General features: G+C 59.6%; 21 protein-coding genes. 6 read left to right on the top strand and 15 right to left on the bottom strand.

The features are described 5' to 3' along the window. Positions 1 to 5: 5 nt before the first annotated feature. Positions 6 to 1,421: a cytochrome c oxidase accessory protein CcoG gene (gene ccoG / locus AC1DQM_RS13875; RefSeq protein WP_007933370.1), complete on the bottom strand. Its 1,416-nt coding sequence runs from the start codon at positions 1,419 to 1,421 to the stop codon at positions 6 to 8. Between the two features lie 486 nt (positions 1,422 to 1,907). On the opposite strand from ccoG, the gene AC1DQM_RS13870 reads away from it, so the two are divergent. Next, complete coding sequence (locus AC1DQM_RS13870; RefSeq protein ID WP_477746360.1) at positions 1,908 to 2,912, top strand: metallophosphoesterase family protein; 1,005 nt, start codon at positions 1,908 to 1,910, stop codon at positions 2,910 to 2,912. Between the two features lie 55 nt (positions 2,913 to 2,967). Here the strand turns inward: AC1DQM_RS13870 and ccoP (AC1DQM_RS13865) are convergent, their stop codons facing one another. The 8 genes from ccoP (AC1DQM_RS13865) to ccoN (AC1DQM_RS13830) form a co-directional block, all read right to left on the bottom strand. Beyond that, entirely contained in the window at positions 2,968 to 3,951 is a 984-nt protein-coding gene (gene ccoP / locus AC1DQM_RS13865; RefSeq protein WP_018925300.1) for a cytochrome-c oxidase, cbb3-type subunit III, read from the bottom strand. Next, entirely contained in the window at positions 3,948 to 4,133 is a 186-nt protein-coding gene (locus AC1DQM_RS13860; protein WP_003175465.1) for a CcoQ/FixQ family Cbb3-type cytochrome c oxidase assembly chaperone, read from the bottom strand. Before AC1DQM_RS13860 ends, ccoP (AC1DQM_RS13865) begins: the two co-directional genes overlap by 4 nt. 5 nt (positions 4,134 to 4,138) lie before the next feature. Next, positions 4,139 to 4,747 carry a cytochrome-c oxidase, cbb3-type subunit II gene (gene ccoO / locus AC1DQM_RS13855; protein ID WP_018925301.1) on the bottom strand — a complete coding sequence of 203 codons (609 nt, stop codon included), beginning with the start codon at positions 4,745 to 4,747 and terminating at the stop codon, positions 4,139 to 4,141. After that, positions 4,747 to 6,189, bottom strand: a complete 1,443-nt coding sequence (ccoN, locus tag AC1DQM_RS13850; protein WP_007942208.1) for a cytochrome-c oxidase, cbb3-type subunit I — start codon at positions 6,187 to 6,189, stop codon at positions 4,747 to 4,749. The genes ccoO (AC1DQM_RS13855) and ccoN (AC1DQM_RS13850) overlap by 1 nt, the downstream gene beginning before the upstream one ends. 482 nt (positions 6,190 to 6,671) lie before the next feature. Then, a complete protein-coding gene (ccoP, locus tag AC1DQM_RS13845; protein ID WP_018925302.1) occupies positions 6,672 to 7,625 on the bottom strand; it encodes a cytochrome-c oxidase, cbb3-type subunit III in 954 nt (317 codons plus the stop codon). Beyond that, positions 7,622 to 7,822, bottom strand: a complete 201-nt coding sequence (locus tag AC1DQM_RS13840) for a cbb3-type cytochrome oxidase subunit 3 (RefSeq protein ID WP_018925303.1) — start codon at positions 7,820 to 7,822, stop codon at positions 7,622 to 7,624. Before AC1DQM_RS13840 ends, ccoP (AC1DQM_RS13845) begins: the two co-directional genes overlap by 4 nt. A gap of 3 nt (positions 7,823 to 7,825) precedes the next feature. Continuing rightward, positions 7,826 to 8,434, bottom strand: coding sequence for a cytochrome-c oxidase, cbb3-type subunit II (ccoO, locus tag AC1DQM_RS13835; protein WP_007942211.1), 609 nt, complete (start codon positions 8,432 to 8,434; stop codon positions 7,826 to 7,828). 10 nt (positions 8,435 to 8,444) lie between these two features. Beyond that, positions 8,445 to 9,869, bottom strand: coding sequence for a cytochrome-c oxidase, cbb3-type subunit I (gene ccoN / locus AC1DQM_RS13830; protein WP_007942213.1), 1,425 nt, complete (start codon positions 9,867 to 9,869; stop codon positions 8,445 to 8,447). 111 nt (positions 9,870 to 9,980) lie between these two features. Between ccoN (AC1DQM_RS13830) and AC1DQM_RS13825 the strand changes: the two genes are divergently transcribed. Beyond that, positions 9,981 to 10,655: an alpha/beta family hydrolase gene (locus AC1DQM_RS13825; RefSeq protein WP_258612443.1), complete on the top strand. Its 675-nt coding sequence runs from the start codon at positions 9,981 to 9,983 to the stop codon at positions 10,653 to 10,655. A 99-nt stretch (positions 10,656 to 10,754) separates the two neighbouring features. Here AC1DQM_RS13825 and AC1DQM_RS13820 read toward each other — a convergent pair whose 3' ends face one another. From AC1DQM_RS13820 to acnA, 3 genes are all read right to left on the bottom strand, one after another. Then, a complete protein-coding gene (locus tag AC1DQM_RS13820; protein ID WP_018925305.1) occupies positions 10,755 to 12,320 on the bottom strand; it encodes a methyl-accepting chemotaxis protein in 1,566 nt (521 codons plus the stop codon). 107 nt (positions 12,321 to 12,427) lie between these two features. Continuing rightward, on the bottom strand, positions 12,428 to 13,219 hold the full coding sequence (locus tag AC1DQM_RS13815; RefSeq protein ID WP_477746359.1) for a CPBP family glutamic-type intramembrane protease: 792 nt from the start codon (positions 13,217 to 13,219) through the stop codon (positions 12,428 to 12,430). Positions 13,220 to 13,331: 112 nt separating this feature from the next. Continuing rightward, positions 13,332 to 16,073 (bottom strand): aconitate hydratase AcnA, encoded by a 2,742-nt coding sequence (gene acnA / locus AC1DQM_RS13810; protein WP_477746358.1) that lies wholly within the window; start codon positions 16,071 to 16,073, stop codon positions 13,332 to 13,334. 222 nt (positions 16,074 to 16,295) lie between these two features. On the opposite strand from acnA, the gene rlmM reads away from it, so the two are divergent. Together rlmM and tusA are read left to right on the top strand one after the other, a co-directional pair. After that, a complete protein-coding gene (gene rlmM, locus AC1DQM_RS13805; RefSeq protein WP_018925308.1) occupies positions 16,296 to 17,369 on the top strand; it encodes a 23S rRNA (cytidine(2498)-2'-O)-methyltransferase RlmM in 1,074 nt (357 codons plus the stop codon). A 77-nt stretch (positions 17,370 to 17,446) separates the two neighbouring features. Beyond that, positions 17,447 to 17,698 carry a sulfurtransferase TusA gene (tusA, locus tag AC1DQM_RS13800; RefSeq protein WP_007907805.1) on the top strand — a complete coding sequence of 84 codons (252 nt, stop codon included), beginning with the start codon at positions 17,447 to 17,449 and terminating at the stop codon, positions 17,696 to 17,698. A 47-nt stretch (positions 17,699 to 17,745) separates the two neighbouring features. Here tusA and AC1DQM_RS13795 read toward each other — a convergent pair whose 3' ends face one another. Then, positions 17,746 to 19,155 carry an MATE family efflux transporter gene (locus tag AC1DQM_RS13795; RefSeq protein WP_477746357.1) on the bottom strand — a complete coding sequence of 470 codons (1,410 nt, stop codon included), beginning with the start codon at positions 19,153 to 19,155 and terminating at the stop codon, positions 17,746 to 17,748. A 214-nt stretch (positions 19,156 to 19,369) separates the two neighbouring features. Between AC1DQM_RS13795 and pdxB the strand changes: the two genes are divergently transcribed. Beyond that, positions 19,370 to 20,512, top strand: a complete 1,143-nt coding sequence (gene pdxB, locus AC1DQM_RS13790; RefSeq protein ID WP_477746356.1) for a 4-phosphoerythronate dehydrogenase PdxB — start codon at positions 19,370 to 19,372, stop codon at positions 20,510 to 20,512. Between the two features lie 90 nt (positions 20,513 to 20,602). On the opposite strand, the gene AC1DQM_RS13785 is transcribed toward pdxB, so the two are convergent. Then, complete coding sequence (locus AC1DQM_RS13785; RefSeq protein ID WP_018925311.1) at positions 20,603 to 20,782, bottom strand: PA1571 family protein; 180 nt, start codon at positions 20,780 to 20,782, stop codon at positions 20,603 to 20,605. Between the two features lie 267 nt (positions 20,783 to 21,049). Between AC1DQM_RS13785 and AC1DQM_RS13780 the strand changes: the two genes are divergently transcribed. After that, positions 21,050 to 22,834 carry an ABC transporter transmembrane domain-containing protein gene (locus AC1DQM_RS13780; protein WP_138866038.1) on the top strand — a complete coding sequence of 595 codons (1,785 nt, stop codon included), beginning with the start codon at positions 21,050 to 21,052 and terminating at the stop codon, positions 22,832 to 22,834. A 79-nt stretch (positions 22,835 to 22,913) separates the two neighbouring features. Here the strand turns inward: AC1DQM_RS13780 and AC1DQM_RS13775 are convergent, their stop codons facing one another. Beyond that, a complete protein-coding gene (locus tag AC1DQM_RS13775) occupies positions 22,914 to 24,842 on the bottom strand; it encodes a transglycosylase SLT domain-containing protein (RefSeq protein WP_477746355.1) in 1,929 nt (642 codons plus the stop codon). Between the last annotated feature and the right edge of the window lie 69 nt (positions 24,843 to 24,911).

Here is a 24,911-nt window from a genome sequence, read left to right as displayed (position 1 = left end):
TTCTCTCAACGAATTTGTGGGCCGATGAATCGGCTCTTGGCTTCAACGTGGACGCTGGCGTCATCGGCATCCTTGAGGATGAACTTCACCTCGTTGGTGCTCGACGGCAGTTGCTCCGGCGAGCTGGACAACTCGACCGGCTGGCTGAAAATTTCCCCGGCGGCGACTTTGATCTCGCGCTTGCCTTGCAGCTTGAGGTCCGGCAGGCCGGTGGCTTCGAGCACGTAGGTGTGGTCGCGCTGGTCCTTGTTCATGATCTTCAGGCTGTAGACGTTTTCGATCCGGCCTTCGGCGTTCTCACGGTACAGCACGCGGTCTTTGCTGACATCGAAACCGACCAGCGAGCGCATGAAGAACGCAGTCACCAGCAACGCGATCATGGTCAGCAACACCAGGGCGTAGCCGATCAGGCGAGGGCGCAGTTTATGGGTTTTTTGCCCCGACAGGTTGTGCTCAGTGGTGTAGCTGATCAGGCCGCGCGGGTAATCCATCTTGTCCATGATGCTGTCGCAGGCGTCGATGCAGGCCGCACAGCCGATGCATTCGATTTGCAGGCCGTCGCGGATGTCGATGCCGGTGGGGCAGACCTGGACGCACATGGTGCAGTCGATGCAATCGCCCAGGCCCTGAGCCTTGTAGTCGATGCCTTTCTTGCGCGGGCCACGGCTTTCGCCACGGCGCGGGTCGTAGGAGACGATCAGCGTGTCCTTGTCGAACATCACGCTCTGGAAGCGGGCGTACGGGCACATGTAAATGCACACCTGTTCGCGTAGCCAGCCGGCGTTGCCGTAGGTGGCGAGGGTGAAGAAACCGACCCAGAAATACGACCAGCCATCGGCTTCACCGGTGAAGAAGTCGATCACCAGTTCACGAATCGGCGAGAAGTAGCCGACGAAGGTCATGCCAGTCACGAAGCCGATCAGCAGCCACATCGTGTGCTTGCTGAATTTGCGCAGGAATTTGTTGGCGCTCATCGGCGCCTTGTCGAGCTTGATGCGCTGGTTGCGGTCGCCTTCGGTGACCTTTTCGCACCACATGAAGATCCAGGTCCAGACGCTTTGCGGGCAGGTGTAGCCGCACCAGACCCGACCGGCATACACGGTAATGAAGAACAGGCCGAAGGCGCTGATGATCAGAATGCCTGAGAGCAGGATGAAATCCTGGGGCCAGAAGGTCGCGCCAAAAATGAAGAACTTACGCTCCGGCAGGTTCCACCAGACGGCCTGATGACCGCCCCAGCTCAGCCACACCGTGCCGAAATACAGCAGAAACAGTGCGGCACCACCCGTCATCCGCAGGTTGCGGAACAGACCGGTGAAGGCGCGGGTGTAGATCTTTTCTCGAGAGGCGTAGAGGTCGACGCTGTTGTTCGCGTTCTTGGCGGGTGGAGTGACGTCGTGTACCGGAATCTGATTGCTCATCATTGCATCCCACGGCAGTGGAAAAATGCCTCGGTCAGTACGTGCCGACCGCGGTCAAAAAGAGGTGTTGCAGTGGCGCAATGATACGCCTGTAGCTCTAACTCAAGGGTGCGACCTTTGGTCACGTTGGTGGAAGTCAACTGACAGTGTAATGACTTGAATCAATTGACTTGTGAATTATGGACGGTTTTGAGGGGGCGGCGAGCTCATTCGAGCGCTACGGTGGCATCGACCGGCAAAATCCTGGCATCGAAGGCGGTATGACGTGGCGGCGCTTCAGCCAGGCGCGCATTACGTTTCCCTGTACGGGAGTCCTATGCTGCTGGCGAAAGCATCGACGTCAGTTGTTATAAGCAAGTCGGAAATATATTAACTGAATTGCCCGCTGTTTGATGTTTGCGGTTTTCTATTTTCTGGAATAAGTTGTTCTGGCATGCCGTTGTTATATAGCGGCGTGCCTATCTAATATTACGGAAATGGAATTCTATGAACATTGTAAAAGGTGCGAAGTTATTCGCATGCATGTGGATCCTGTCGCTGGCATCTGTCGCATATTCAAATGAAGGTGCACCTATTCATATGGTCTTCGCGTCTGATCCGCAGTATCCGTGGACGGATAAAACGGACAGTGAGGAATATGAACCTGACAGCGAGTTTGAACAGCGTGCCAAATGGCTGGTGGAGACCCAGTTCGCGAGTATTGCGGATTTCAGAAGCAAGATGGGCGGGCACTCGCAGGTACCGCTGATGATCAATGGTGACATGACGGCGTTTGGTCATGGTTGGCAGCGTTCGTATATCAATTCGACGCTGCAGAAGTACTTTAATAAAGACTATCTGTACGGCTTGGGTAATCATGACTATCAGAACAATGTAGATGATTGTTTCACTAATAGTTGTGCGGCGGGCAGTATTGTCGAATATCAAGAGCATCATGCCGGCAAGGTAGATGATTTCGATTTGAAGATTACGGGCTTTTTGTTCAATAAGATGTATTCGGGCAGTCTTGCCTATTCCAAAAATATAGGGGAGGTTCATCTGGTCCAGCTTAATAATGAGCCGACTTACGCAACCAAAATTTCCCATCCCCTGAATCCTACAACTTTTAACATTACCGCTGCGCTGGATTGGCTTGAAAATGATTTACGAGTCGCCCGGGCCCAAGGTTACGCGATCATTATCAACATGCATAAACCCTATGACTGGCAGGGTGACTGGAGTCAGGAAAGTCGTTTCAGGGACATGATCGCAAAATATGAAGTGACGGCCATATTCGCCGGTCATCTTCATGAAAACGGCGGTTCCATGTCCTATAGGGGGAATGTGCCCGTTTTCCTCAGTGGCAGCGCTTCCCAGGAGACCTATCTGATTGCCAGTTTTTCCGCGGATCGCAAGCAACTGCAGGTCGATCTGGTCGAAAACAACCAGTGGCATAACCGCAAGCTTGTAGCGAAAGTGCCGGTGAAATCAATTTTCACCAGTCGCCCATGAAAAAGGCCCCGCCAGATCACTGGCGGGGCCTTTTTTGTTGCATCGAGCGTTTGCCTTACTGGGCGTCTGCCACCGGCGCTTTCTCACCGTGAGAGAGGCTGTAGACGTAAGCGGCCAGCAGGTGAACCTTGTCGTTGCCTTGCAGCTGTTCCTGCGCAGGCATCTGGCCCTGACGGCCGTAACGGATGGTCTGCTGCAGTTGAGCGAAGCTCGAACCGTAGATGAACGCTGCCGGGTGAGTCAGGTTAGGGGCGCCCATGGCCGGGGTGCCTTTGCCTTCCGGACCGTGGCAAGCCACGCAGTTGGCAGCGAACAGCTTCTGGCCGGCAACCGGGTCAGCCTTGGCGCCTTCCGGCAGTTTGCGGCCATCGAGGCTGGTCAGCACGTAAGCGGCAACGTCGCTGACGCCTTGTTCGCCGATCACTTCGGCCCAGGCCGGCATCACGGCGTGACGGCCGCCCATGATGGTGGTCTTGATGGTTGCCGCTTCACCGCCCCAGCGCCAGTCGGCGTCGGTCAGGTTAGGGAAGCCATAAGCGCCTTTGGCGTCGGAACCGTGGCAGACCGAGCAGTTGGAGGCGAACAGGCGGCCACCCATCTTCAGGGCTTGCGGGTCCTTGGCGACTTCTTCGATTGGCATGGAAGCGAACTTGGCGAAGATCGGGCCGAACTTGGCGTCCGACCTGGCCATTTCCTTTTCCCACTCGTGGACGCCGGTCCAGCCGGTCTGGCCGTTGGCGAACGCGGTCTGCTTCTCGTTATCCAGGTAGTTGTAACCTGGCAACAGGCCTTTCCAGTTACCCAGGCCCGGGTACAGGACCAGATAGCCAAGGGCGAAGATGATGGTGCCCACGAACAGCATGAACCACCATTTCGGCAGTGGGTTGTCGTACTCCTCGATCCCGTCGAAGGAGTGGCCGACCGTCTCGTCGGTCTGCTCGGCGCGCTGGCCCTTGCGGGTGGACAGCAGCAGCCAGGTCAGGGCGAAGATGGTGCCGAGACTGAGGACTGTGACGTACAGACTCCAGAACGTAGTCATTCTTTGTTACTCCTAGAAGCTTGCTCGACGTGCTTGATGGCTTCGGGATCATCCGCGAAAGGCAGCAAGGTCGCGTCTTCAAACTCCGACTTGCGCTTGGGGCTGAATACCCACAACGCCAGACCGATGAAGGCCACCATCACAACAACGGTGCCCAGGCCACGAATCATCCCGATATCCATCTAAATCACCGTTTGCTTTTGATGATGGTGCCCAGGCCTTGCAGATAGGCCACCAGCGCGTCCATTTCGGTTTTGCCCTTCACAGCATCCTTGGCGCCGGCGATGTCTTCGTCGGTGTAAGGGACGCCGAGCGTGCGCAAGACTTCCATTTTCTTGGCGGTGTCTTTGCCGTCGAGCTTGTTTTCCACGAGGAACGGGTAAGCCGGCATTTTCGACTCGGGCACCACGTTGCGCGGGTTGTACAAGTGCGCACGCTGCCAGTCATCGGAGTAACGACCGCCGACACGGGCCAGGTCCGGACCGGTACGCTTGGAACCCCACAGGAACGGGTGATCCCAGACGCTTTCACCGGCGACCGAGTAGTGGCCGTAGCGTTCGGTTTCAGCACGGAACGGACGGATCATCTGCGAGTGGCAGCCGACACAACCGTTGGCGATGTAGATGTCGCGGCCTTCCAGTTCAAGGGCGGTACGAGGCTTCATGCCCTCGACCGGCTTGTTGGTAACGTCCTGGAAAAACAGCGGAACGATCTGGGTCAGGCCGCCGATGCTGACGGCGATAACCATGAAGAAGGCCAGCAGGCCAATATTCTTCTCGACTGCTTCATGCTTCATCAGTGAGCTCCAACTACAGCAATCTTGGCGGCGGCTTCAGCTTCAGCCGGGTCCGAGGCACGAACGGTACGGAACACGTTGTAGGCCATCAACAGCATGCCGCTGGCAAAGAACGCGCCGCCCAGGGCACGAACGATGAAACCAGGGTGGCTGGCTTGCAGCGCTTCCACGAACGAGTAGGTGAGGGTGCCGTCGTCGTTGATTGCACGCCACATCAGGCCCTGGGTGATGCCGTTGACCCACATCGAAGCGATGTACAACACGGTACCGATGGTCGCGAGCCAGAAGTGCGCGTTGATCAGACCGGTGCTGTGCATTTGTGCACGGCCGAACAGTTTCGGGATCATGTGGTAGATGGCGCCGATCGAGATCATCGCTACCCAGCCCAAGGCGCCGGCGTGTACGTGGCCGATGGTCCAGTCGGTGTAGTGCGAGAGCGAGTTGACGGTCTTGATGGCCATCATCGGGCCTTCGAAGGTCGACATGCCGTAGAACGCCAGCGATACCACCAGGAAGCGCAGGATCGGGTCGGTGCGCAGCTTATGCCAGGCGCCCGACAGGGTCATCATGCCGTTGATCATGCCGCCCCAGCTCGGAGCCAGCAGGATGATCGACATCGCCATGCCCAGGGACTGAGCCCAGTCCGGCAGTGCGGTGTAGTGCAGGTGGTGCGGACCGGCCCAGATGTACAGGGTGATCAGCGCCCAGAAGTGCACGATCGACAGGCGATAGGAGTAGATCGGACGCTCGGCCTGCTTCGGCACGAAGTAGTACATCATCCCCAGGAAACCGGTGGTCAGGAAGAAGCCCACGGCGTTGTGGCCGTACCACCACTGGATCATCGCGTCGGTCGCACCCGCGTAGGCCGAGTAGGACTTGAACAGGCTGACCGGTAGCGACATGTGGTTGACGATGTGCAGCATCGCGGTCACGACGATGAAGGCACCGTAGAACCAGTTACCGACATAGATGTGCTTGGTCTTGCGCTTGACGATGGTGCCGAAGAACACCAGACCGTAGGTGACCCAGACGATGGCCAGCAGAATAGCCAGGGGCCATTCCAGTTCCGCGTATTCCTTGGTGGTGGTGAAACCCATCGGCAAGGTCACGATCGCGCCGACGATCACCGCTTGCCAACCCCAGAAGGTGAAGGCCGCGAGGCTGTCGGAGATCAGTCGCGTTTGGCAGGTTCGCTGCACGACGTAATAAGAAGTGGCAAACAGAGCACAACCACCGAAGGCGAAAATCACCAGGTTGGTGTGCAACGGGCGTAAGCGTCCAAAAGTCGTCCACGGCAGACCGAAGTTCAATTCCGGCCATACGAGCTGTGAGGCGATGAAGACACCAAGCCCCATGCCAAGGATCCCCCAGACCACCGTCATGATGGCGAACTGGCGGACTACCTTATAGTTATAAGCAGTCGGACTGATTGCTGTGCTCATTCTAAGGTTCCACGGTTTGGGTGTTTTATTAGGAGTAAAAATCGGCCGCAAGTATGGAGAAAGCGGGGGGTCATTGCAACGCGCCATGACCTGGGTCAATGCTTTCAAAACCTGATTCTGCGGCCTTTCCATGCGCCGCGTAAGGACAAAATTGCCCTCTGACAAAATGTCGCAGCGGATGAAAAAGGCGAGGGGTTCAAGTCAGATGTAACGGGGTGTGTTCAAACGCAACGATCAAGGGACAGACGGCAATTTGCGCGACAGCCGGTATCTACCAGCCTTTGCGGCCTGTCATCGAACAGAATCGTCGAACACATCGGGTAAAATCGACCTGGAACCGGCTCATGCCAGTCCGCACCGAGGAAGCTTAGACCCGAATCTGGTGAACCGAAAGGAAGGGGAACGGCAGGGTGCGACAATGGGTCGCAAAGAGGCAGGGAACTGCCGCATTCCGCAGAATGCGGCAGCAGAGCGGTCAAAAATTATTCGCTTTTGCCTTGTGCCTGCAAACGCTCGGTGCCGACTCCGTGGGACAAGCTGTACACATAAGCGGCCAGCAATTGCACCTTGTCGTTGCCCAGCAGTTCGTTTTGCGCCGGCATATGGCCCTGGCGGCCATGGCGAATAGTCTGTTGCAGTTGCGCCAGGCTGGTACCGTAGATAAAACCGGCCGGGTGCGTCAGATTCGGCGCGCCCATGGCTTCAGTGCCCTGGCCGTTTGCCCCATGACAGGCTACGCAGGTGGTGCTGAACAGCTGCTGTCCGGCTTGCACGTCGGCACCACTGTCGGCTGGTAGCGGCAGGCCGGCCAATTCGTGACGCACGTACGCGGCGACGTTCTTCACCCCGGTCTCACCCAACACTTCACCCCAGGCCGGCATGGCCGCCATCCGGCCACCCATGATGGTGGTCTTGATGGTCTCGGCACTGCCGCCCCAGCGCCAATCGCTGTCGGCCAGGTTGGGGAAGCCGAATGCGCCCTTGGCATCTGAGCCGTGGCACACCGAGCAGTTGGAGGCGAACAGGCGTCCGCCCATTTTCAGCGCTTGCGGGTCTTTCGCTACTTCTTCCACCGGCATTGCCGCGAATTTGGCGAAGATCGGTCCGAACTTCGCGTCTGCCTTGCTCATCTCCTTTTCCCATTCATGGACACCAGTCCAGCCGTTTTCATAACCGGGCAGGATGCCTTTCCAGTTGCCCAGGCCCGGATAAAGAATCAGGTAGCCGACCGAGAACACCAGGGTGCCGGCGAACAGCATGAACCACCACTGCGGCAGCGGGTTGTCGTACTCCTCGATGCCGTCGAAGCTGTGGCCCATGGTCTGGTCGACGCTGCCCTTGGTTTCGCCCCGGCGGGTGCCGATCAGCAGCCAGGTCAGGCCGATCAGGCTGCCGATGGTCAGTACGCAGATCCACGCACTCCAGAAGGTGGTCATGGCCGGGCACTCCTTGTTGTTGCAGATTCTTGGGTAGTTTCGGGTTGCGGCTCGTCAGCGAACGGCAGCAGGCGCGCTTCGGCGAATTGCGGATTGCGCTTGCTGTTGAACACCCACAGTGTCAGGCCGACGAAGGCCACGAACACCACGACTGTGCCGAGGCCGCGGATCAGGCCTGTGCTCATATCAATGACCATGACTCACCTCTTGCTCTTGATGGCAGTGCCGAGCACTTGCAGGTAGGCAACCAGCGCGTCCATCTCGGTCTTGCCCTTGAGCGAAGCGACCGAGCCTGCAATGTCTTCGTCGGTGTATGGCACGCCGAGGGTGCGCATGGCGCGGATCTTGGTTTCGGTGTGGCTGCTGTCGAGCGGGTTGGCCACCAGCCATGGATACGCCGGCATCTTCGATTCCGGCACCACGTTGCGCGGGTTGTACAAGTGCGCGCGGTGCCAGTCTTCGGAGTAGCGCCCGCCGACTCGCGCCAGGTCCGGCCCGGTGCGCTTGGAGCCCCAGAGGAACGGGTGATCCCACACGCTTTCCCCGGCCACCGAGTAATGGCCGTAGCGTTCGGTTTCGGCGCGGAACGGGCGGATCATCTGCGAGTGGCAACCGACGCAGCCTTCGCGGATGTAAATGTCGCGACCTTCCAGTTGCAGCGCGGTGTAGGGCTTCATGCCTTCCACCGGTTTGTTGGTCACGTCCTGGAAGAACAGCGGGACGATCTGGGTCAGGCCGCCGATGCTCACGGCGAACACCATCAGCAACATCAGCAGGCCGACGTTTTTCTCGATTGTTTCGTGTTTCATGGCGGACTCCTCAGGCGATCTGCGCGGCAGCGACGGCTTCGGCAGGCTGCGAGGCCCGCACGGTGCGCCAGGTGTTGTAAGCCATCAGCAGCATGCCGCTGAGGAAGATCGCGCCGCCGACCAGTCGCACGATGAAGCCAGGATGGCTGGCCACCAGGGTTTCGACGAAGGAGTAGGTCAGCGTGCCGTCCTCGTTGACTGCGCGCCACATCAGGCCCTGGGCGATGCCGTTGACCCACATCGAGGCGATGTACAGCACGGTGCCGATGGTAGCGAGCCAGAAGTGCGCGTTGATCAGGCCGATGCTGTGCATCTGCTCGCGGCCGAAGACTTTCGGGATCATGTGGTACAGCGCACCGATGGAAATCATTGCCACCCAGCCGAGCGCGCCGGCGTGAACGTGGCCGATGGTCCAGTCGGTGTAGTGGGAGAGGGCGTTGACCGTCTTGATCGCCATCATCGGCCCTTCGAAGGTCGACATGCCGTAGAACGCCAGGGACACCACGAGGAAACGCAGGATCGGGTCGCTGCGCAACTTATGCCAGGCACCCGACAGGGTCATCATGCCGTTGATCATCCCGCCCCAGCTCGGCGCCAGCAGGATCAGCGACATCACCATGCCCAGCGACTGTGCCCAGTCCGGCAGCGCGGTGTAGTGCAGGTGGTGGGGACCGGCCCAGATGTACAGGGTGATCAGCGCCCAGAAGTGCACGATCGACAAGCGATAGGAATACACCGGGCGTTCGGCCTGTTTCGGCACGAAGTAGTACATCATTCCGAGGAAACCGGCGGTGAGGAAAAAGCCTACGGCGTTGTGGCCGTACCACCACTGCACCATGGCATCGGTCGCACCGGAGTACAGCGAGTAGGACTTGGTCAGACTCACCGGCAATTCCAGGTTGTTGACGATGTGCAGGATTGCCACGGTGATGATGAATCCACCGAAGAACCAGTTACCGACATAGATGTGCTTGGTCTTGCGTTGCATGATCGTGCCGAAGAACACGATGGCGTAAGCCACCCAGACGATGGTGATCAGGATGTCGATCGGCCATTCCAGTTCGGCGTATTCCTTGGAGCTGGTGTAACCCAGCGGCAGGCTGATCGCCGCCAACAGGATCACCAGTTGCCAGCCCCAGAAGCAGAACGCGGCGATTTTCGGCGCAAACAATCGAGTCTGGCAGGTACGCTGTACCGAGTAGAACGAACTGGCGAACAACGCACAGCCGCCGAAGGCGAAGATCACCGCGTTGGTGTGCAGCGGGCGCAACCGGCCGAAACTGGTCCATGGCAGATTGAAGTTGAGTTCGGGCCAGACCAACTGGGCGGCGAGAAAAACCCCGAGCCCCATGCCGACGATGCCCCACACCACCGTCATAATGGCGAATTGGCGGACCACCTTGTAGTTGTAGGCGGTACTGATAGAAGTGTTCATGGTTCCCCATCCACGGTTCAGCCGAAGTGAGGGCCCGTCTTTGCGAGTAAACCGCGCAAGGCAGACGCTCCCTTCGCCTGGAGTTATAGGCAGACTAAAAGCGAGGCAAGCATGGACAAACAGCACAAGGCCAGTATTGACGGGGATCAATGGGCGCAGTGCGTGCGGGATCACGGATGGTTGTGGAATGCCGCCTCGGTGCCGGCCTCGGCGACACTGATTCTCGCCCATGGCGCCGGTGCGCCGATGGACAGCGGCTGGATGAGCGACATGGCTGCGCGCCTTGCCACGCAAGGCGTCAACGTGCTGCGCTTCGAGTTTCCGTACATGGCCCAACGGCGAGTGGACGGCGGCAAGCGCCCACCGAACCCGGCGCCGAAACTGCTGGAGTGCTGGCGCGAGGTGTACGCCGTGGTGCGACGCCATGTCACTGGGCGTCTGGCCATTGGCGGCAAGTCCATGGGCGGGCGGATGGCCAGTCTTTTGGCCGATGAGCTGGAAGCGGATGCGCTGGTGTGCCTCGGTTATCCGTTTTATGCCGTCGGCAAACCGGAGAAACCTCGGGTTGAGCATTTGGCTGCGCTAAAGACACGGACGTTGATTGTGCAGGGTGAGCGCGATGCGCTGGGCAATCGTGAGGCCGTTGAGGCTTATACGTTGGCGCCGGGTATCGAGGTGTTCTGGCTTGAGGCGGCGGATCATGATTTGAAGCCGTTGAAGGCTTCAGGGTTTACGCATGAGCAGCATTTGGACGCGACAGCGAAGAAGGTCGCCGGATTTTTGTGAGAAGCAAGATCAAAAGATCGCAGCCTTCGGCAGCTCCTACGGGGTGTACGCCGTTCAAATGTAGGAGCCGGCGCAGCCTGCGATCTTTTGACTTTGTTGTCAGCGGTTAAACCGCTCCACCAACGAATACTGGGTATTCGCCGTCTTGGTCAGTTCTTCACTCAGTAGCGCCGAGTTCTGTGCCTGTTCCGAGGTCTGATCAGCCAGTTGCGAGATGTTGCTGATGTTGCGGCTGATTTCTTCGGCCACCGAACTTTGCTCTTCGGTCGCGGCAGCGATTTGGGTGGTCATGTCGGTGATGTGGGCTACCGCTTCGCTGATGCCCACCAGCGCCTGATCCGCTTCCAATACCCGCGCCACACCTTCTTCAGCCTGGCGATGGCCGGCCTCCATGGTTTGCACCGCCGTGCTGGCGGTTTGTTGCAGCTTGGCGATCAGGGCGTGGATCTGCCCGGTGGATTCGCTGGTGCGCTGCGCCAATTGGCGCACTTCGTCGGCCACCACCGCAAAACCACGGCCCATCTCACCAGCACGGGCGGCTTCGATCGCAGCGTTCAAGGCGAGCAGGTTGGTCTGGTCGGCAATGCCTTTGATCACATCGACCACGCCACCGATTTCGTCGCTGTCCTTGGCCAGTTGAGTGACCGTCAGACCGGTTTCACCGACCACCACCGACAGGCGTTGAATGGCTTCGCGGGTTTCACCTGCGATGTCGCGACCGCGACCGGTCAGGCGATTGGCTTCCTGAGTGGCGTCGGCGGTGCGCTGCACGTGACTGGCGACTTCCTGAGTGGTAGCGGCCATCTGATTGACGGCGGTCGCCACTTGCTCGGTTTCGACGCGCTGACGTTCCAGGCCGGTGGAGCTGTTATGGGCCAGCGTGTCGGACTGTTTCGCTTGTTCGTTCAGATGCTCGGCGGTGTCTTGCAGGCGCGTCAGGCAGGTTTTCAGGCGAGCTTCCTGGCTGAGAATGGACATTTCCAAGCGTGCCTGGGCACCGCGGCTGTCGGTGTACATCTGCGCGATCAGCGGGTCGGACGTGGTCTGTTCGGCCAGGCGCAGCAAGCGCTTGATGCCGCGCTGTTGCCAGCTCAAGCCCATCAAGCCCAACGGCACCGAAAGACCGGCGGCGAGGGCGAAGCCCCATTGCGACGTCAGGGTGGCGCCGATCATGAAGCTCAACTGGCTGACCAGAATGAACGGCAGCCAGTCCTGAAGCACCGGCAACCACTTATCCCTTTGAGGAACGGCTGACTTGCCCTGATTGATGCGTTGGTAGAGCGCTTCGGCACGGCGGATCTGCTCGGCGGTGGGCTTGACCCGCACCGACTCGTAACCGATCACCTGATTGCCTTCGAACACCGGTGTGACATAGGCGTTAACCCAGTAGTGGTCACCGGTCTTGCAGCGATTCTTGACAATGCCCATCCATGGCAAGCCTTGTTTCAGTGTGCCCCACATGTGCGCGAACACCGCAGACGGGACGTCGGGATGACGAACCAGGTTATGCGGCGCACGGATCAGTTCTTCACGCGAAAACCCGCTGATCTCGACGAAAGCATCGTTGCAGTAGGTGATCATGCCCTTGGCATCGGTGGTGGAAATCAACCGTTGCTGCGCCGGGAAGGTCCGTTCGCGTTGTGTAATGGGCTGGTTGTTACGCATGGCTTTTTCAATCCGCAAGGCTTTGATGGTGTATCGGCATCGCTGGGCATTTATTGAAGTTTTTTTTCAATAAATCAGTAACGCGTCGCAAAACGACCGCTGCGTCATCATCCCGCGAGCATCGGATACGTGAACAAGCCGAAATGCAGCAGATTCAAACCAAAATGGGTGGCGATGGCCGCACCCAGCCCACCGAACCGGTAGGCCAGGCTATAGCCGACACCGGCCAGGCTGGCCAGCAACACCCATTGCCAGCCAGCGCCCAGATGAACGAGGCCAAATAGCAATGATGCGAGCACCAGCGCGAGGCTTTCACCATAAGGCAGGTGTTTAAACTGCCGGCTCAGACCGCCCTGGATGTAGCCGCGAAACAGCGCTTCTTCCACCAGCGTCACCAGCAACAGATTGTTCAGCATCCACAGCCAGGCCTGATCCGGCCATTTCGGTGCCCAACTGATCACCCCCAGCAATAGCGCACCACCCAGAGCCAGTACGGCACTCACGGTCAGGGCGAGGGCGGTGGCATACACCGACAGGCGCAGGGAGCGCCGGCCGACAATCCATGGGCAGACCAGTAACAGCCAGAAGCCGATCAGGGGTTTGTCCTGATTCAGGTACATGGCGAACCGCACGGCATCGTCGGTGAAACGCAGGGGATCGATAGCGCGACCGTTGTAGAAACCGGGAAGCCAGTGTGTCGCCAGCGCCACCGCCAAGACGATGAACAAGCCGTGGCCGAGGTAGCGGCCGAGGGGGATCTGTTGTTGGCGAACGGCGAAACCGGCGATCAGCAGTAACCCGAAAGAAATGGCAGCCAGCCAGCCGAGATGGCCGTAGATCAAAGCCAGGCTGTAGCCGAGCGAGAGAAGTGCCAGATAGATCCATGGCAGAGCGATCATTTGAAGTCCTTGAGGGCGGAGGTGCCTGTTTTCTTGGGGCGCGCAATTATAGAGACATACACCGCCCAAACAAAAACACCGCCCGAAGGCGGTGTCGTTGTCAGCGGAGGCGTTACGAGGCAATCAACTGCCGCAACACGTAATGCAAAATCCCTCCGGCCTTGAAGTACTCCACTTCGTTCAGGGTATCGATCCGGCACAATACCTCGACCTTCTCCTGGCTGCCGTCTTCACGGGTGATGACCAGCGTCAGGTTCATCCGCGGAGTCAGTTCGACGCCCGTCAGGCCAAGAATGTCCAGGGTTTCCTTGCCAGTGAGGTTCAGGCTCTTGCGGTTCTGATCCAGCTTGAACTGCAGCGGCAACACGCCCATGCCCACCAGATTTGAACGGTGAATCCGCTCGAAGCTTTCTGCGATGACGGCTTTGACCCCCAGCAGGTTGGTGCCCTTGGCCGCCCAGTCACGGCTCGATCCGGTGCCGTATTCTTGCCCGGCGATCACCACCAGCGGCGTGCCCGATGTCTGGTAACGCATGGCCGCGTCGTAGATCGGCAGTTTTTCCCCGGTCGGAATGTAAATTGTGTTGCCGCCTTCTTCACCACCGAGCATTTCGTTGCGAATGCGGATGTTGGCGAAGGTGCCGCGCATCATCACTTGGTGGTTACCGCGACGCGAGCCGTAGGAGTTGAAGTCCCGTGGTTCCACCCCTTGTTCGCGCAGGTAACGGCCGGCAGGGCTGTCGGTCTTGATGTTGCCGGCGGGGGAGATGTGGTCGGTGGTTACCGAATCGCCGAGCAGCGCGAGGACTTTCGCCCCTTCGACATTCTTGACCACCGGCGCAGGGCCGCCAATGTCATCGAAGAAGGGCGGGTGCTGGATATACGTCGAATCGTTGTTCCAGACATAAGTCGCCGTCTGCGGCACTTCGATCGCTTGCCACTGCTCGTCGCCGGCGAACACTTCGGCGTACTCCTTGTGGAACATTGCGGTGTTCACCTGAGTTACCGCGTCGGCGATTTCCTTGGTGCTCGGCCAGATGTCTCGCAGGTAAACCGGGTGGCCGTCCTTGTCGTTTCCCAATGGCTCGCTGCTGATGTCGATGCGCACCGTGCCGGCCAGCGCGTAGGCGACGACCAGGGGCGGGGAGGCCAGCCAGTTGGTTTTCACCAGCGGATGTACGCGGCCTTCGAAGTTGCGGTTGCCCGACAGCACCGAGGCGACGGTCAGGTCGGCTTTCTGGATGGCTTTTTCAATCGGCTCCGGCAACGGCCCGGAGTTGCCGATGCAGGTGGTGCAGCCATAACCGACAAGGGCAAAACCGAGTTGGTCGAGGTATTGGGTCAGGCCGGCTGCCTTGTAGTAGTCGGTGACCACTTTCGAACCGGGGGCCAGGGAGCTCTTGACCCAGGGTTTGCGCTTGAGGCCTTTTTCCACGGCTTTTTTCGCCACCAACCCGGCCGCCATCATCACACTGGGATTGGAGGTGTTGGTGCAGGAGGTGATCGCGGCAATCACCACCGCACCGTTTTTCAGCCGATGCGTATGGCCTTCGTGGGCGTAGTCCGCTTCACCGATCAGATCGGCGTTGCCTACCGCGACGCCACCGCCGCCCTCACTTTCGAGGCGACTCTCTTCCTTGGTGGAGGGTTTGACTTGCAGGCCGAGAAAGTCAGTGAACGCTTGCGCGACATCCGGCAACGAGACGCGGTCCTGCGGGCGTTTCGGCCCGGCGAGACTGGCCTCGACGCTGCCCATGTCCAGGGCCAGGCTGTCGGTGAAAACCGGCTCCTTACCGGGCAGGCGCCACAGGCCCTGAGTCTTGCTGTAGGCCTCCACCAGTTTCACGGTTTCCGCGGTACGGCCGGACAGGCGCAAGTATTCCAGAGTCACCTCGTCCACCGGGAAGAAGCCACAGGTGGCGCCGTATTCCGGGGCCATGTTGGCAATGGTCGCGCGGTCGGCCAGCGGCAGGTCGGCGAGGCCGTCGCCGTAGAACTCGACGAATTTCCCGACCACGCCTTTCTTGCGCAGCATCTGGGTCACCGTCAGCACCAGATCGGTGGCGGTGATGCCTTCCTTGAGCTTGCCAGTGAGTTTGAAGCCGATCACTTCCGGAATCAGCATCGACACCGGTTGACCCAGCATCGCCGCTTCCGCTTCGATCCCGCCGACGCCCCAGCCGAGTACGCCGAGGCCGTTGATCATGGTGGTGTGGGAGTCAGTGCCGACCAGGGTGTCCGGGAAGGCATAGGTGCGGCCGTCCTCATCCTTGGTCCAGACCGTGCGACCCAGATATTCAAGGTTGACCTGGTGACAGATACCGGTGCCCGGCGGCACCACGCTGAAGTTGGCGAAGGCGCTCTGACCCCAGCGCAGGAAGGCGTAGCGCTCGTGGTTGCGCTGCATTTCGATGTCGACGTTCTGTTCGAAGGCGCTACTGCTGGCGAATTTGTCGACCATCACCGAGTGGTCGATCACCAAGTCCACCGGCGACAGCGGATTGATGCGCTGCGGGTCGCCACCGGCCTTGGCCATGGCGGCGCGCATGGCGGCCAGGTCGACCACGGCGGGGACGCCGGTAAAGTCCTGCATCAATACCCGCGCGGGGCGGTATTGGATTTCGCGGTCGGAGCGACGCTCCTTGAGCCAGGCGGCAATCGCCTTGAGGTCGGCGCCGGTGACGGTTTTCTCGTCCTCCCAGCGCAGCAGGTTTTCCAGCAACACTTTCAACGACATGGGCAGCTTGTCGAGATCACCCAGGCTCTTGGCGGCTTCGGGCAAGCTGAAGTAGTGATAGGTCTTGTCGTCGACTTGTAAGGTTTTAAGGGTTTTCAGGCTATCGAGGGACGGCATTGAAATGACTCCTTTAAGTCCACACGGCTACGGACTGAGGGACGGGCAGAGGTTTAAACCTAGTCCTGTTTGGTGCTTAAGGCTAATAACTGGACCCTAAGGGCAAGTCCAAGGTTCCGAACTCGGCTATCATGCGCCGGTTTTCGTGACAGGCTTTGCTTCAACGCAAGCCTGGGCATCGCGCAGTGGCGCAATTTTTCCGCCAACTGCCCAGGAGTAAGAATGAACACCCTCTTTATGCATTGCCGACCGGGCTTCGAAGGCGAAGTCTGTTCCGAGATTTCCGAACATGCCGCGCGGCTGAACGTGGCCGGTTATGCCAAGGCCAAAACCGCCAGCGCCTATGCCGAATTCATCTGCACCGAAGAAGACGGCGCCGAACGCCTGATGCGTGGCCAGCGTTTCGCCGACCTGATCTTCCCGCGCCAGTGGGCCCGTGGGATCTTTATTGATCTGCCGGAAACCGACCGCATCAGCGTGATCCTCGCCCACATGGCGGACTTCCCGCTGTGCGGCAGCCTGTGGCTGGAAATGGTCGACACCAACGATGGCAAAGAGCTGTCGAACTTCTGCAAGAAGTTTGAAGTGCACCTGCGCAAGGCGTTGATGGCGGCCGGCAAACTGGTGGAAGACCCCAACAAGCCGCGTCTGCTGCTGACCTTCAAGAGCGGCCGCGAAGTGTTCATGGGGCTGGCGGAGTCGAACAACTCGGCGATGTGGCCGATGGGCATTCCGCGCCTGAAGTTCCCCCGTGAAGCGCCGAGCCGTTCGACGTTGAAGCTGGAAGAGGCCTGGCATCACTTCATTCCCCGCGACCAGTGGGATGAGCGTCTGCACAGCGACATGACCGGTGTCGACCTCGGCGCCGCCCCTGGCGGCTGGACCTGGCAACTGGTCAACCGCGGCATGCTGGTGACCGCCATCGACAACGGCCCGATGGCCGAAAGCCTGATGGATACCGGTCTGGTGCAGCACTTGATGGCCGACGGTTTCACCTTCAAGCCCAAACAGCCGGTGGACTGGATGGTCTGCGACATCGTCGAGAAGCCGGCGCGTAACGCGGCGATGCTGGAAGAATGGATTGGCGAGGGGCATTGCCGGGAAGCGGTGGTCAACCTCAAGCTGCCGATGAAACAGCGTTATGCCGAAGTGAAGCGCTTGCTGGAGCGTATTGCCGAGGGGTTCAAGGCGCGGGGCATTCGGGTTGAAATCGGCTGCAAGCAGCTGTATCACGACCGTGAAGAAGTGACCTGCCATTTGCGCCGGCTTGACGTGAAAAAACCGAAATCCCGCTGATTCATACGGTCCCGCTCCCATAGGTGACCGAACACCCGGCAATGCGCGACAATGCCGGCAAGTTTCAGGAGTAAACCATGAGTGAAATGATCGATACGCCGGTTGACGGCACCCTCGATGCCACCGGCCTCAATTGCCCGGAACCGGTGATGATGCTGCACCAGCACATCCGTGACCTGGTGCCTGGCGGCCTGCTGAAGGTGATCGCCACTGACCCGTCGACCCGTCGCGACATTCCCAAGTTCTGCGTGTTCCTCGACCACGAGTTGGTGGCGCAGCACGAAGAGGCAGGCACCTACCTGTACTGGATCCGCAAGAAGCTCGCTTAACGGGCACAAAAAAGGCCTGCATGTGCAGGCCCTTTTTTTGCGCTCGCTTAACCGGCCGAACGGCTGGTGCGGATCCGCTTGCGTGCGCTGCGCGCCAGGCGGATCGACAGCATCAGCGCCGCGCAACTCAAGCCGACGATCAAACCCTGCCACAGCCCGCTCGGGCCGCTCGGCGCGCTGAACCAATCGGTCAGGCCCAAGGCGTAACCCACCGGCAAACCGATGCCCCAATAAGCGAACAGCGTCAGGATCATCGTCACTCGCGTGTCTTGATAGCCGCGCAGTGCACCGGCCGCCGTCACCTGGATCGCATCGGAAAACTGGAACAGCGCCGAGTACACAATCAGCATCGCGGCCACGTGAATCACCGTCGGGTCGGCGGTGTAGATCGCGGCGATGGGTTCACGCAGCAACAGCATCATGCTTGCGGAAATACACGCATAAGCCAGTGCCGTGCCCATGCCGACTCCGGCGGCGAAGCGTGCTTCGCGTGGTTCTTCGCGGCCCAGTGCCTGGCCGACCCGCACGGTCACGGCCATGCCCAGGGAGTAGGGGATCATGAACACCAGTGAGCTGAAATTCAGGGCGATCTGGTGCCCGGCGACCACAGTGGCGCCGAGGCTGCCGATCAGCAGGGCGATCACCGCAAAGATGCTCGACTCGGCGAAAACGGCGATGCCGATCGGCAGGCCGATGCCCAGCAAGCGTTTGATCACTGCCCACTGCGGCCAGTCGAAACGGCTGAACAACTGGCTCGACTGATAGGCCGGTGCCCAGCGTTCCCAGCCGGCCATCCCCAGCGCCATCACCCACATCACGATTGCCGTGGCCCAGCCGCAGCCGACACCGCCCATCGCCGGCACACCAAAGTGGCCATAGATGAAAATGTAATTGAGCGGAATATTCAGCGCGAGCCCGCACAAACCAAGGACCATGGCCGGACGCGTGCGACCCAGGCCATCACTGAAGCAGCGCAATACGTGATAGAACGCGACGGCGGGCAGGCCGCTGGCGATGCCGTGCAGGTACTGCATGCACGGGCCGATCAGCTCGGGATCGACCTTCATGAAATGCAGGATCGGTTCGGCGCTGAACAGTAGGCCGGTCGCCATCAAACCCACCACCAGCGCCAGCCACAAGGCCTGACGCACGATCGGGCCAATCTCGCTGTGAGTGCCGGCACCGAAGCGCTGGGCGACTTTCGGGGTGGTGGCCAGCAGCGTACCGGTCATCAACAGAAACACCGGCACCCAGATCGAGTTGCCCAGCGCGACGGCCGCAAGATCGCGAGGCCCGACCCGTCCCGCCATCACCGCATCGACGAAGCCCATGGCGGTGGTCGCCAGTTGCGCGATCATGATCGGCAACGCCAGGCCAAGCAGGTTTTTCAGCTCCAGGCGAACCCGGGCCGGGCGGTTGAGGGAAATAGCGGCGGTGGGGTCAGTCACGGAATTCAAGGCGAAACGTCCAAAGGATTTTGATGCGCGAGGCGGCGCATTCTACGCCTTGACGCAATGGTCAGGAAAAATCCTGTGTTGCGGATTTGTAATCGGTTTTACAGGCATCCCCCACTCCCTCGCCACAGGGGGGGGGGCGACTAAGGTGCTTAATACCTGCTGGCCCATCACCTCCATCTGCGCCTAAACTGCCGGTCCGCCAAAGGAGCCTGCCATGTTGATTGTTGCCGACGAAAATATCCCGTTGCTCGATGCCTTCTTCGAAGGTTTCGGTGAAATCCGCCGAGTGCCGGGACGTTCTATCGACCGCGCCACCGTCGAGCAGGCTGATGTACTGCTGGTGCGCTCAGTGACCAACGTCAACCGTGCATTGCTCGAAGGCAGCAAAGTGCGCTTTGTCGGCACGTGCACCATCGGCACCGATCATTTGGACCTGGACTACTTTCAGCAGGCCGGCATCACCTGGTCCAGCGCGCCAGGCTGCAATGCCCGGGGTGTGGTCGATTACGTGCTGGGCAGTCTGTTGACCCTGGCCGAAATCGAAGGGGTCGACCTGGCTCAGCGCACTTACGGCGTGGTCGGCGCCGGCGAGGTGGGCGGGCGGCTGGTCAAGGTTCTGCAAGGCCTGGGCTGGAATGTGCTGGTTTGCGATCCGCCACGGCAAGCCGCTGAAGGGGGCGATTACGTCAGTCTCGAGCAGATCATCGAGCAATGCGATGTCGTCAGCCTGCACACGCCGCTAGACAAGCAAGGCCCTCAGGCAACCTGGCATCTGTTCGAAAAAAACCGTTTAAACCAACTCAAACCCGGCACCTGGCTGATCAATGCAAGTCGTGGCCCGGTGATCGACAACGCCGCCCTGCGTCAGGTGCTGTTGCAACGTGAAGATCTGCAAGCGGTGCTGGATGTCTGGGAGGCTGAGCCTGAAGTCGATGTAGCGCTGGCGGAGTTGTGTGTCATCGCGACGCCGCACATTGCCGGCTACAGCCTCGACGGCAAACAGCGCGGGACGGCGCAGATCTATCAGGCGTTTTGCAAATTTCTTGGGCAACCGGAACAGGTCAGCCTGAACGATTTGCTGCCAGCGCCATGGCTGTCGGCTGTTACGTTGAATGCTGATACCGATCCGGCCTGGGCGCTGGCGATGTTGTGCCGTGGCGTGTACGACCCGCGCCGTGATGACGCGGATTTCCGTCGCAGCCTCGTAGGCAATGTGAGTGAACAGCGTGCGGCGTTCGATGGGCTGCGCAAGCATTACCCGCTGCGGCGTGAGATCGATGGGTTGAAAGTGCGAATTGAAGGGGATTCGCCGGCGTTGCAGCAGATCGTGGTGGCCTTAGGCGCAACCTCGGCCTAGAAAACTGACCGGATTCCTACAAAGCCACACAAAACAGGCACCCATAAAAAACCCGGCCAACAGGGCCGGGTCAAGAAGACGGTGGCTATATCACTTTTGTTCGGCAGGCTTGACCAATCGCTTTTCCAGTTCGCGACAAGCGTCCTGGATCATGCTTTCAGTGATCGGTACTTCACGCCCATCCTCATCGATAATCGAGCAACCCAGAGACTGGTCTGGCTGTGTGCGGATCACTTGAATCTTGTCATCGCTGCTGTTTTGCAAGGACATGGCCTGTCTCCTCATCAGGTTGTGCGCTTACTGTAAAACCGCCAGGTGACCGGGCTGTGACAATTCCCTGCGATCTTTCAGGTCGGCATCTTCAGTCCATCAGAAATACCCTGATGTTTCCACCCGGACTTTAGACCAATATTCTCTAGCCACTAGTCTAGGCGGTCATAATTAACCCGACTCATTGTGATTTACAGCGTTCAATCCGATTGAGCAGTGTAGGCTTGATCGGGTCAAAACAATGGGTTACGCCTTCGGATGATCTTCATGCTTTCTGCCCGTCACCGCCGCGCCATTCGCCTGGCCAGCCGTTTCATCACGCCTTATCGCTGGCCGGCCTTCGGCGCCTTGCTGGCGTTGATTGTCACTGCCGGCATCACCTTGTCCATGGGGCAGGGGATTCGCCTGTTGGTGGATCAGGGTTTCATGACCCAGTCGACGCATTTGCTCAATCAATCCATCGGCCTGTTCATGTTGCTGGTGATCGGTCTGGCGATTGGCACCTTTGTGCGCTTTTACCTGGTGTCGTGGATTGGCGAGCGCGTTGTCGCGGACATTCGCCGTCGGGTGTTCAACCACCTGGTCTATCTGCATCCGGGTTTTTATGAAGACAACCGCAGCTCCGAGATCCAGTCACGACTGACTGCCGACACCACGCTGCTGCAATCGGTGATCGGCTCTTCGCTATCGCTGTTCCTGCGCAACGGGCTGATGGTGATCGGCGGGATTGTCTTGTTGTTTATCACCAACCCCAAGCTGACCAGCATCGTAGTGGTCGCATTGCCGTTGGTGGTCGCGCCGATCCTGATTTTTGGCCGCCGGGTACGCACCCTGTCGCGCCAGAGCCAGGATCGGGTTGCCGATATCGGCAGTTATGTGTCCGAAACCCTGAGCCAGATCAAAACCGTGCAGGCCTACAACCATCAGGTGCAGGACGAGCAGCGTTTTGCCGCGACCGTGGAAGAGGCTTTCAGTACCGCCCGCAAACGCATTTTCCAGCGAGCCTGGTTGATCACCCTGGTGATCCTGCTGGTGTTGGGCGCGGTCGGGGTGATGCTCTGGGTCGGCGGAATGGACGTCATCGCCGGGCGGATTTCCGCGGGTGAGTTGGCAGCGTTCGTCTTTTACAGCCTGATCGTCGGTGGCGCCTTCGGCACATTGAGTGAAGTGATCGGCGAACTGCAGCGAGCAGCAGGGGCGGCGGAGCGGATTGCCGAGCTGTTGCGTTCGGAAAACATCATCCAGCCACCGACCCATGGGCTGGTGACCCTGCCTGAACGGGTGAAGGGCGATCTGGTGCTGCAAGATGTGCGCTTTTCCTACCCGTCGCGTCCTGAGAGCTATGCCGTCGATGGTTTGAGTCTGACGATCAATGCCGGCGAAACCCTCGCTCTGGTCGGGCCGTCAGGTGCCGGCAAATCGACGGTGTATGACCTGCTGTTGCGCTTTTACGACCCCGCTGAAGGACGCATCCTGCTGGACGGTGTGCCGCTGACCCAACTCGACCCTCTGGACCTGCGTCGCTGCTTCGCCCTCGTCTCGCAAACCCCGGCGCTGTTCTTCGGCAGCATCGAAGAGAACATTCGCTACGGCCACCCGACGGCGACTTTGGCCCAAGTCCAAGAGGCCGCCAAAATTGCCTACGCCCACGACTTCATCGAGCAAATGCCCAACGGCTACCAGACCCACCTCGGCGACGCGGGTCTCGGTCTGTCCGGCGGTCAACGCCAACGCCTGGCGATCGCCCGGGCGCTGCTGGTGGACGCGCCGATCCTGCTGCTGGACGAAGCCACCAGCGCCCTCGACGCCCAGAGCGAGCACCTGATCCAGCAAGCCCTGCCCAGCCTGATGAAAAACCGCACCACGCTGGTCATCGCCCATCGACTGGCGACAGTGAAAAACGCTGACCGAATCGCGGTGATGGACCAAGGGAAACTGGTGGCGGTGGGGACGCATCAGGAGTTGATTGCGAGCAATGCGTTGTATGCGCGATTGGCGGCGTTGCAGTTTAGTGATGGGCTCCATGCCCCAACTGACCAAGTAACCGAATAAGTAACCGACCAAGTCGAGCACCATAAAAAAAGCCCGCATCAATCGATGCGGGCATTTTTGTCAGCGTTTCAAAGCAGGCTCATTGATCGTCAAAGTAACGTTCATGCCAATCCACCAGCGGCTGCGGTGAATTGAGCTTCTGGCCGTAGATCACCGAATACGACAGCACGTTCTGCACGTACTGGCGGGTTTCGTCGAACGGGATGCTTTCCACCCACACATCGAAGCTCAGGTGGTCGGCGCCGCGCAGCCATTGACGCACGCGGCCGGGGCCGGCGTTGTAGGCAGCGGAGGCGAGCACGCGGTTGCCGTTGAACTGGCTATGGACCTGGCTCAGATAAGCGGCGCCGAGCTGGATATTCTTGTCCGGATCGAGCACTTGCTGCGGCGAGGCCAGGGGAATGCTGAACTTGCGCGCGGTTTCCTTGGCGGTGCCGGGCATCAGTTGCATCAGGCCGCTGGCGCCAACGCCGGAACGGGCGTCGTCCATGAAGGCGCTTTCCTGACGAGTGATCGCGAACACCCAGCTCGAGTGCAGGCCACGGACCTTGGCTTCACGCACCAGGGTATCGCGGTGAGCCATCGGGAAGCGGATGTCCAGGTCGTCCCAGTACTGCGCCTGACTGATGGTGCGGATCGCCGGGAAATACCATTTCAGGTCGTAAGCCAGTTTCGCCTGGGCAACCATTTCATCACGGCTGAAGTGCCGGCTGACGTGGTACCACTCGCGTCGGCCGTCGACGATCTGCCCGCGTGCATGGAACTCCAGCGCGCGGCGCACACCGGGGGTATTGCGCACCTTGTTGATCAGCGCCTGGCTGAGCACCAGCGGTTTGTTGATCAGCGAATAGGGAGACTGCGAGCGATCGGCCGCCAGGAAGCCGTAGAAGTCGCGTTCGCGAGCCAGGCCCTTGTAAAGCGTTTGCGCTTGCGGATTCTGTGGCTGCGCCAACTCCAGGGTGCGAGCCTGCCAGTAACGCCAACGGTTGGTGGTGGCCAGGTCCTGAGGCAGGCGGCGGGTCAACTGATAGGCATCGTCCCAGCGGGCCAGACGCAACAGCAGGCGCAAACGCCATTCCGAAACGGTGTTGTCCCGCAGCTCCGGGTCGTATTTGGTCATCACGTCCAGCGCGCGACTGTCGAAACGTCGAGCGAGGGTCAGCCCGATTTCCCGGGCGATCGCGACTTTTTCGTCCCGGGAGAAGTGCATGCTGCTGGCGTAGCCGTCGAGCAGGGCCATGGCCCTGTCCGGATCCTGACGGGCCAGGCGGCGCAGGCCAAGGCTGACGATGTCGGACATCGGCTCATCGGCCGGGGTAAAGCGCGACGGCTGATTCAGCAGTTCGGGTTTCTGCGCCACATCCACCAGCAGGCGACCGCGCGGGGCGAGGGTCGTCAGGCCATTGATCAGGCTGTTGGCCAGCGGGTAGTTGCCGGCCTGGGCGGCGAGCTTGGTGCGTTCCCAGCGTTTCTGTTCAGTCAGTTGACCATCGGCGGCCCACATGCCGAACACTGCATCGCATGCCTCGGGCCGGGTTTTGCCGCTCAGCCAGAGTTTGTCGGCGTTGGCGTAACCTTCGGTCTTACGGTTATGGCTGATTTGATACTGCGCGTTCAGGCAGTCCAGTTCGGTGAAATTGAGCTTGGGGTCATAATATCTGACGAACGTTTCCCAATCGCCGCGTTCGGCCAGCCAGCGCAACCAGCGCAATTTCATCCAGTTGGCTTGTGGCAGGTCACCGTGTTCGGCGAGGAAGTTCTCGATTTCGGCATTGTTTGCGGTTTTCAGCCGCGCGGTCAGTTCGTCATAAGCCAGGTAGGGGGTCAGCGGATAATCGCTGAGCGCCTGGCTATAACGGAAATAAGGGCCGGAATCGCCCTTGGCCAAGGCACGCTTGGCTTCGTCGTAATACTGGCGTTGGGTAGACAGGTCTACCGCCTGGGCGGATTGAACGGCAGCGGCTGTAAGAAGCAAACACGAAAAAAGACTGAAAAGGCGACTGCGCATGAGACATCCGGGCAGAAAAATCATGACAAGTGCTGGTAAAACCGGCACCTAATTATATGTAGCTTAGCC

This window comes from Pseudomonas sp. 01L34 (assembly GCF_056400265.1).
This window is presented reverse-complemented; position numbering and strand designations above follow the sequence as displayed.

Excerpts from the sequence above, each read along its gene's own strand:
- ccoG (WP_007933370.1), bottom strand. The coding sequence starts at position 1,421 with ATGAGCAATCAGATTCCGGTACACGACGTCACTCCACCCGCCAAGAAC.
- AC1DQM_RS13870 (WP_477746360.1), top strand. The coding sequence starts at position 1,908 with ATGAACATTGTAAAAGGTGCGAAGTTATTCGCATGCATGTGGATCCTG.
- ccoP (WP_018925300.1), bottom strand. The coding sequence starts at position 3,951 with ATGACTACGTTCTGGAGTCTGTACGTCACAGTCCTCAGTCTCGGCACC.
- AC1DQM_RS13860 (WP_003175465.1), bottom strand. The coding sequence starts at position 4,133 with ATGGATATCGGGATGATTCGTGGCCTGGGCACCGTTGTTGTGATGGTG.
- ccoO (WP_018925301.1), bottom strand. The coding sequence starts at position 4,747 with ATGAAGCATGAAGCAGTCGAGAAGAATATTGGCCTGCTGGCCTTCTTC.
- ccoN (WP_007942208.1), bottom strand. The coding sequence starts at position 6,189 with ATGAGCACAGCAATCAGTCCGACTGCTTATAACTATAAGGTAGTCCGC.
- ccoP (WP_018925302.1), bottom strand. The coding sequence starts at position 7,625 with ATGACCACCTTCTGGAGTGCGTGGATCTGCGTACTGACCATCGGCAGC.
- AC1DQM_RS13840 (WP_018925303.1), bottom strand. The coding sequence starts at position 7,822 with ATGGTCATTGATATGAGCACAGGCCTGATCCGCGGCCTCGGCACAGTC.
- ccoO (WP_007942211.1), bottom strand. The coding sequence starts at position 8,434 with ATGAAACACGAAACAATCGAGAAAAACGTCGGCCTGCTGATGTTGCTG.
- ccoN (WP_007942213.1), bottom strand. The coding sequence starts at position 9,869 with ATGAACACTTCTATCAGTACCGCCTACAACTACAAGGTGGTCCGCCAA.
- AC1DQM_RS13825 (WP_258612443.1), top strand. The coding sequence starts at position 9,981 with ATGGACAAACAGCACAAGGCCAGTATTGACGGGGATCAATGGGCGCAG.
- AC1DQM_RS13820 (WP_018925305.1), bottom strand. The coding sequence starts at position 12,320 with ATGCGTAACAACCAGCCCATTACACAACGCGAACGGACCTTCCCGGCG.
- AC1DQM_RS13815 (WP_477746359.1), bottom strand. The coding sequence starts at position 13,219 with ATGATCGCTCTGCCATGGATCTATCTGGCACTTCTCTCGCTCGGCTAC.
- acnA (WP_477746358.1), bottom strand. The coding sequence starts at position 16,073 with ATGCCGTCCCTCGATAGCCTGAAAACCCTTAAAACCTTACAAGTCGAC.
- rlmM (WP_018925308.1), top strand. The coding sequence starts at position 16,296 with ATGAACACCCTCTTTATGCATTGCCGACCGGGCTTCGAAGGCGAAGTC.
- tusA (WP_007907805.1), top strand. The coding sequence starts at position 17,447 with ATGAGTGAAATGATCGATACGCCGGTTGACGGCACCCTCGATGCCACC.
- pdxB (WP_477746356.1), top strand. The coding sequence starts at position 19,370 with ATGTTGATTGTTGCCGACGAAAATATCCCGTTGCTCGATGCCTTCTTC.
- AC1DQM_RS13785 (WP_018925311.1), bottom strand. The coding sequence starts at position 20,782 with ATGTCCTTGCAAAACAGCAGCGATGACAAGATTCAAGTGATCCGCACA.
- AC1DQM_RS13780 (WP_138866038.1), top strand. The coding sequence starts at position 21,050 with ATGCTTTCTGCCCGTCACCGCCGCGCCATTCGCCTGGCCAGCCGTTTC.
- AC1DQM_RS13775 (WP_477746355.1), bottom strand. The coding sequence starts at position 24,842 with ATGCGCAGTCGCCTTTTCAGTCTTTTTTCGTGTTTGCTTCTTACAGCC.